We start from the raw sequence: 6,941 nt of genomic DNA, 5'->3' as shown, positions 1-6,941 counted from the left end.
GCTCGCCACGCCGCATTCGGCGCACTGCGGGCAGATCGTCGCCGCGGCGAAGGCGGGGAAGCACGTGTTCGTCGAGAAGCCGCTCGGGCTGGATGCGCGCGAGGCGGAAGCGGCGGTCAGGGCGTGCGCCGAGCGCGCGGCCCGCGCCTGCGCCGAGCACGGCGTGACGCTGGCCGTGGGCTACAACTGGCGCTTCCAGCCGGCGCTGCGCGAGATCCGGCGGCTCGTCGAAGACGGCTCGCTGGGCCGCGTGCTGCACCTCGAAGGCAACTTCTGCGGCCCGAGCGCCTACCGCTTTCCCAAGGGGCATTGGCGGCACGACCGCGAGGAGGTGCCCGCCGGCGGCATGACGGGCCGCGGCGTGCACGTGGTCGACGCCATGCTGTACCTCGCCGGCCCGATCCAGCAGGTGACGGCCCAGAGCTTCCGGCTGGCGCAGGATTTCGGCGTCGACGACACCACCTCCATGCTGCTGCGCTTCGCCAGCGGCGCCACCGGCTACCTGGGCACCGTGATCGCCACCGCGGAGACCTGGCGCCTGCAGGTGTTCGGCAGCAGGGGCTGGGCCGAGGTGGGCGACGTGGAGCACCTGCACACCTGGCAGCTCAAGACCTGCTTCTTCGATCCCGAACGCATCACCGTCAAGCAGCCGCCGGTGGTGCAGACCTTCGCCGAAACCAGCACCGAGCGCGCCGAACTGGAGCACTTCGCGGCCCAGGCCGCGGCGCGGCGGCCGGTGGCCACGCCCGGCGGCGACGCCGTGCACAACGTGGCGGTGCTGCAGGCCATCCTTTCTTCCATCGAACGCCAGGCCCCCGTGCGCGTGGGCTGAAGGAGCAACCATGCGTCCCACGACCCGCCGTACCGCCCTCCTCGCCGCCCTGGCCCTCGCCGGCTCCAGCGCCTTCGCGCAAGGGGCGCCCGCGACGCGCGACTTCCCCACCAAGCCGATCAAGGTGGTGGTGCCCTCGCCCGCCGGCGGCCCGCCCGACCTGATCGTGCGCGCCATCCTGCCGAAGATGCACGAGGTGCTGGGCCAGCCGATCATCGTGGAGAACCGCGCCGGCGCCGGCGGGCTGGTGGGCACGGCCTACGTCGCCAAGCAGCCGGCCGACGGCTACACGTGGCTCTTCACCACCGCTTCGCACGTCAACATCCCGCCCTTCGCCGACAACGTGCCCTACGACCCGGTCAAGGACTTCACCCACGTGACGCTGGCGGCGCAGAACTTCGGTCAGGCCATGGTGGTGAACCCTGGTGTGGAAGCGAAGAACCTGCAGGAGCTGATCGCGCTGGCGAAGAAGAACCCCGGCAAGCTCACCTACGCCAACGCCGGCAACGGCACCGCCAGCCACATCCCGGCCGAACTGATGAAGGCGATGTCCGGCATCGACATCCTCTCGGTGCCGTACAAGGGCATTCCCGAGGCCACCAGCGACCTGATCGCCGGGCGCATCGACATCTTCTTCGTCGGCACCAACATCGCCCTGCAGCACGTGCAGAGCGGGCGGCTGCGGGCGCTGGCGCTCACCGGCAAGAAGCGCTGGAAGGGCCTGCCCGAGGTGCCGACCATGGACGAACAGGGCCTGCGCGGCTTCGAGAAGGTGAACTGGTTCGGCCTCTGGCTGCCGGCCGGCGCGCCGCCGGAGATCGTCGCGAAGATCCATGCCGCGGTGGCCGCGGCGCTGCAGGAGCCGGACGTGAAGGCGCAGTTCGACCAGCAGGGCATCGAGGGCGTGGCCCTGCCGCCGCGCGAGTTCGCGGCCTTCGTGGCCAGCGAGGCCAAGGCGGCGCAGGAGATCGCCCAGCGCATCCACGCCGGAGCGAAGAAGTGAGCGAGCCGCTGCAACCCTGGCAATGGCCGGAGGAACACTGGCGCGGCATCGTCAACCGGGTGCGGGCCGGCCGCAGCCTCAAGCCCAGCCACTGGCCGGACGGCGCCCGCTGCGCCATCGCGCTGTCCTTCGACTCCGACCACGAGACCAACGAGCTGCGCGAAGGCGGCGAGTCGATCGGCCGGCTGTCGCAGGGCCAGTACGGCAACCGGCAAGGCATCCCGCGCATCCTGGAGATCCTGGCGCGGCACGGCGTGCGGGCCAGCTTCTACGTGCCGGCCGTCACGGCCCTGCTCTACCCGGACGAACAGCGCCGCATCGCCGACGAGGGCCATGAGATCGCGCTGCACGGCTGGATCCACGAGCGCAATTCCGTGCTGCCCGAGGCCGCCGAGCGCGAGCTGATGCTGCGCAGCGCCGACACGCTGGAGAAGGTCGCCGGCAAGCGGCCGGTGGGCATCCGCACGCCCTCCTGGGACTTCAGCCCCGCCACGCTGGCGATCGCGCGCGACATGGGGCTGGAGTACGACTCCTCGCTGATGGCGGACGTGGACTGCTACGAGCTGCTGCTCGACGGCGCGCCGAGCGGCATCGTCGAACTGCCGGTGGAATGGATCCGCGACGACGCCGTGTACTTCAACATGAACCGCTTCGCGGGCCTGCGGCCCTACACCCCGCCCGCCAGCGTGTTCGACATCTTCCGCCGCGAGCTCGACGCGGCCTACCGCGAAGGCGGCATCTTCCAGCTCACCATGCATCCGCACATCAGCGGCTACCGCTCGCGCATCTGGATCCTGGAGGAGCTGATCCTGCACGCACGCAACCTCGGCCGGGTGTGGTTCGCCACCCATGCCGAGATCGCGCGTTACGTGCAGCAGCCGCAATAAGGAGGGAGACATGATCGACAACTTCTCGGATGCGCAGGTGGTGCGCAAGACGGTGCTCGCCGGCGAAGGCGGCGTGGTCGCCTCGCAGCACAAGAAGGCGGCGGCCGTCGGCGCCTCGGTGCTGGCCGCGGGCGGCGACGCCGTCGATGCGGCGGTGGCCACCTCGTTCGCGCTCGGCGTGCTCGAGCCCTGGATGAGCGGCGCCGCCGCCGGCGGCTGCATGGTGCTGTGGCGGGCGGCGGAAGGCCGGGCCGAGGTGGTGAACTTCGGCATGCGCTCGCCGCGCGAGCTCGACCCCGCCGACTACCCGCTCACGCCCGATGGCCGCAGCTCCGACCTGTTCCCCTGGCGCTGCGTGGTCGACGACCGCAACGTGCAGGGCGCCACCGCGGTGGCCGTGCCCGGCGTCGTCTCCGGCATGGGCCTCGCGCACGCCCGCCATGGCAGGAAGGCATGGCGCGAACTGCTGGCGCCCGCCGTGCGGCTGGCGCAGGAGGGGATGCTGGTCGACTGGTTCTCGGGGCTGGTCACGGCTTCCACCGCGCAGCCGCTGTCGCTCGACCCCGATGCGGCGGCAATGTTCCTCGACGACGGCAAGTGGCCGATCGTGGGCGCCTGGAACGGCTCGGCCGAGCGCCACCTGGACCAGCGGGCGCTGGCCCGCACGCTGCAGCAGATCGCCGACGACGGGCCGCGCGCCTTCTACGAGGGCGAGGTCGCCCGCGCCCTGGTGCGCGACGTGCGCGCCAAGGGCGGTTGCCTGAGCGAGGCGGACCTCGCCGCGTACGAAGCCGAGTGGGTGGAGCCGCTGGCGGTGCCCTATCGCGGCGGCCAGGTCTACGCCGCGCCCGGCCTGACCGGCGGCCCGACTTTCGCGCAGGCGCTGCAGATGCTGGAGCGCGAGCTGGGCGACCCCGGCGGCACGCCCGATGCGCACGCCTACCGCGCCATGGCCCGCGCGCTCGATGCAGCGTTCCGCAACCGGCTGTCGAACATGGGCGACAGCGAATCGCCCAAGGCACCCGGCTGCACCACGCACTTCAGCGTGGTCGACCGCGACGGCAACCTCTGCGCCGTCACGCAGACCCTGCTGTCGATCTTCGGCTCAAGGGTGGTCTCGCCCTCGACTGGCCTGCTGTTGAACAACGGCATCATGTGGTTCGACCCCGAGCCGGGCAAGCCCAACTCGCTGGCGCCGGACAAGCGCTGCCTCGCCAACTACTGCCCGGTGGTGGGCGTGGGCGCCGATGGGCGCCGGTTCGCACTCGGTGCTTCGGGCGGCCGCAAGATCCTCGGGGCCGTGCTGCAACTGAGCTCGTACCTGATGGCCCACGGCATGAGCCTGGAGGATGCCTTCCACCAGCCGCGCATCGACGTGAGCGGCGGCGGCCAGGTCGTGGCCGACCGGCTGTTGCCGCGGGAGATCATCCGCGCGCTGGCCGAGGAGATGCCGACGACGACGGCGCGCCGCATGGTGTTCCCCTACGCCTTCGCCTGCCCCGCGGGGGTGTTGCGCGAGGGCACGCGCAACATGGGCTGCACCGCGATCATGTCGCCCTGGGGCGACGCGGTGCACGAACCGGCAGCGTGAACTTCAGGTCAACCCGAGCCCGGCGAAGGTGCTGAGCGCCGCACGCGGCGAAGGCGCCAGCGTGATCGCGGCCGCCGTCACCTCCTCGCCCTGCAGCTCGGTGGCCACCAGCGCCGAACGGGGCTGCCATTCGTTGGACGGGCCGAGGCAGCGGTAGGTCTCGGCGGCGATGTGGATCGTGCCCGGCACGCCGCGGTCGGCGCAGGTGCTGGCCTGCCGCACCTCGCTGCCGATGGTCAGTCGGCGCTCGCGGCCTTCGACCTCGAACACCGCGCAGGTGCAGTTGGCCGTGAGCAGCGCAGTGCGCAGGCTGCAGGTGGCCGTGCGCTGCAGCAGCAGGGCCATCTGCAGAGCGTCGCGGGCGCGCGGGAACACCAGCACGACGCGGTTGTCGCAACGCTCCACGCGACCCTCGTAGCGCTCCGCAAGGGTCTCGATCTCCTGCGGGGTCCAGTCGAAATCCAGCGTGTCGGTGCAGAGGAAGGTGACCGTCTCGCGCTCGAAGCGGATGCGCTCGTAGCCGGGGCCGAGGAACACTTGCCGCCACATTGCCTGCGTGAAGTCGGTGAGCAAACGCTCCGACAGGACTTCGAGCAGGCGGGCGTGCTCGCTGGCTTGCATGGTGACCATCTCTCTGTTTTCCTTCCTTGGGACAGGGTGCGCCTGGCTGCGCGATCGCTCTGGTCCCCTCCAACGACGTTCTATGAATGTATCGGAGTGTGACAACTCGTGGGGCCGCCGAACAGGCGGTCGATTCAGTAAGGGCGCTGGGGAAAATACCTAAGCGCGCGGGCTCAGGCGTGGCCGGGCGCGTGGGGGACCTCGCCGCCGTCCGCCGAGGGCACGGGCTGGCGCCCCGGGATGGCGGCCGTCCAGCTCGCCACGTCCGATTCGCTCATGGTGCTGGCGGCGGTGAGGCGGCCGTCCACGTAGCCGAGCTGCTCCACGTCGTGCAGGTACTGCTCGCGCGACAGCAGCGTGCCGGCGCAGACGTGCCGGTCCACCGGCGCCGGCTGGCGCACTTCGGCGGCCAGGCGCGTCATCAGCTCCTGCATCACCCAGGCGGGGATGCGGTGCCGCTCGCCGGGATAGATGAAGCCGAACAGCGTCAGGTGCCCCAGCAGCACGCGCCAGTGCGGGCCGAAGCGCTGCAGCAGGCCCGGCCAGTCGAGCCGCTCCGCGTTGGCCTGCAGCAGGTGCGCGACGTCGGCGCCGTCGTAGCGCTCGCGCTCCATGATGAAGGACTTGGACAGCAGCCCGTCCTCGATGTTGGCGATGCGCACCGGCACGCCCAGCACATCGGCCACGGCGTTGTTGCGGAACCAGCGCTCGTCCACCGGCGCCACGCCGTTGCCCGAGTTGAAGATCAGGTCGATGAATTCCTCGCCGTCGTAGACCTTGGCGAGCCAGTGCGGGTAGGTCATCTCGGCGTCCCAGCCCTGCGCGCGCATCAGCTCGGCGACGCGCTCGAAATGGCGGCGTTGGATGAACAGGTCGAGATCCTTGGTCGCGCGGCGGATCCCGGTGAAGCAGGCGTGCGCGAAGGCGCCGCCGACGAGGAAGGGAACGCCGGCATCCACCAGCGTCTGCAGGGCACGCCGGTAGAACGCGGCGGTCTCGGGCGCGACTTCCTCTTCCAGCGAAGGTGCGAGGGCCATGGTGGAGTACATGGCTCGCAAGTTAGGCCGCCGCCCAGCATCTCAATCTCGGCGGCCACGCTGAAACCCACCTGACAGAACACCTCATCGATCGTCGGCGCCCGCCTACAGGCGTCCGCACGGATGGACGATCCCGCGGCCGCGCCAGGCGCGGCAGCATGGCGGGCCATGAGCAAGTCCCCCAGCACCGTGCGCTTCGCCGCCGTCGGCGACCTCCATGTCACCAAGGAATCCGCCGGCACCTTGCGCGCCTTCTTCGCCCAGGCGGTGGAAACGGCCGATGCGCTGCTGCTGTGCGGCGACCTCACCGACTACGGCACTGCGGACGAAGCGCACGTGCTCGCCGACGAACTCAGCGGCGTGAAGGTGCCTGTGGTTGCCGTGCTGGGCAACCACGATTTCGAATCGGGTGTGCCGGAGCTGGTCTGCGAGACCTTGAAGAAGGCCGGCGTGCGCGTGCTCGATGGCGAAGCCTGCGAGATCGAGGGCGTGGGCATCGCCGGTGCCAAGGGCTTCGCCGGCGGCTTCGGCCGCGGCTCGCTGGGCGCCTGGGGCGAGCCCCTGATCAAGATGTTCGTGCAGGAGGCGCTGCACGAGGCGATGAAGCTCGAGGCGGCGCTCGCCAAGCTGCGCACGCCGCGGCGCATCGCGCTGCTGCACTACTCGCCGATCTGCGGCACCGTCGAAGGCGAGCCGATGGACATCTTTCCCTTCCTGGGCAGCAGCCGGCTGGAGGAGCCGCTGCTGCGCTATCCCGTGGACGCCGTCTTCCACGGCCATGCGCACCGCGGCACGCTCGAAGGGCGCACCATCAACGGGGTGCCGGTGTTCAACGTGGCGCGGCCGCTGCTGCTGCGCAAGCGCCCCGATCAGCCGCCCTTCCACCTGTTCGACCTGCCGCGCGAACAGCCGGACACCGAGACCCTGGTGGGCACCGTGAGCGCCGGCGCCGCCGCCGCGGCCGCCCATG

Annotated in this window: 7 protein-coding genes; 5 read left to right on the top strand and 2 right to left on the bottom strand. The window is 70.9% G+C overall.

Annotated elements, in window-relative coordinates; all coding sequences use genetic code 11:
* From VFM98_RS00035 to VFM98_RS00020, 4 genes are all read left to right on the top strand, one after another.
* On the top strand, positions 1-832 hold an 832-nt coding region (locus VFM98_RS00035; protein WP_325107833.1), incomplete at its 5' end, for a Gfo/Idh/MocA family oxidoreductase.
* Positions 833-842: 10 nt separating this feature from the next.
* Entirely contained in the window at positions 843-1,835 is a 993-nt protein-coding gene (locus VFM98_RS00030) for a tripartite tricarboxylate transporter substrate binding protein (RefSeq protein ID WP_325107832.1), read from the top strand.
* Positions 1,832-2,722, top strand: coding sequence for a polysaccharide deacetylase (locus tag VFM98_RS00025; protein ID WP_325107831.1), 891 nt, complete (start codon positions 1,832-1,834; stop codon positions 2,720-2,722). Before VFM98_RS00030 ends, VFM98_RS00025 begins: the two co-directional genes overlap by 4 nt.
* A 10-nt stretch (positions 2,723-2,732) precedes the next feature.
* Positions 2,733-4,313 (top strand): gamma-glutamyltransferase, encoded by a 1,581-nt coding sequence (locus VFM98_RS00020; protein ID WP_325107830.1) that lies wholly within the window; start codon positions 2,733-2,735, stop codon positions 4,311-4,313.
* A gap of 3 nt (positions 4,314-4,316) precedes the next feature.
* On the opposite strand, the gene VFM98_RS00015 is transcribed toward VFM98_RS00020, so the two are convergent.
* Both VFM98_RS00015 and VFM98_RS00010 read right to left on the bottom strand, forming a co-directional pair.
* Positions 4,317-4,943, bottom strand: coding sequence for a hypothetical protein (locus VFM98_RS00015; RefSeq protein WP_325107829.1), 627 nt, complete (start codon positions 4,941-4,943; stop codon positions 4,317-4,319).
* A gap of 164 nt (positions 4,944-5,107) precedes the next feature.
* A complete protein-coding gene (locus VFM98_RS00010; protein WP_325107828.1) occupies positions 5,108-5,983 on the bottom strand; it encodes a nucleotidyltransferase in 876 nt (291 codons plus the stop codon).
* Between the two features lie 156 nt (positions 5,984-6,139).
* Here VFM98_RS00010 and VFM98_RS00005 point away from each other — a divergent pair.
* The coding region (locus tag VFM98_RS00005; RefSeq protein WP_325107827.1) for a metallophosphoesterase at positions 6,140-6,941 on the top strand (802 nt) is incomplete at its 3' end.

Origin of the sequence: Ramlibacter sp. (assembly GCF_035706265.1) — a bacterium.
Taxonomy (GTDB): domain Bacteria; phylum Pseudomonadota; class Gammaproteobacteria; order Burkholderiales; family Burkholderiaceae_C; genus Ramlibacter.
This window is presented reverse-complemented; position numbering and strand designations above follow the sequence as displayed.

Bases quoted from the DNA above. Each gene is read 5' to 3' on its own strand.
- VFM98_RS00020 (WP_325107830.1), top strand. From the start codon at position 2,733: ATGATCGACAACTTCTCGGATGCGCAGGTGGTGCGCAAGACGGTGCTC.
- VFM98_RS00030 (WP_325107832.1), top strand. From the start codon at position 843: ATGCGTCCCACGACCCGCCGTACCGCCCTCCTCGCCGCCCTGGCCCTC.
- VFM98_RS00010 (WP_325107828.1), bottom strand. From the start codon at position 5,983: ATGTACTCCACCATGGCCCTCGCACCTTCGCTGGAAGAGGAAGTCGCG.
- VFM98_RS00015 (WP_325107829.1), bottom strand. From the start codon at position 4,943: ATGGTCACCATGCAAGCCAGCGAGCACGCCCGCCTGCTCGAAGTCCTG.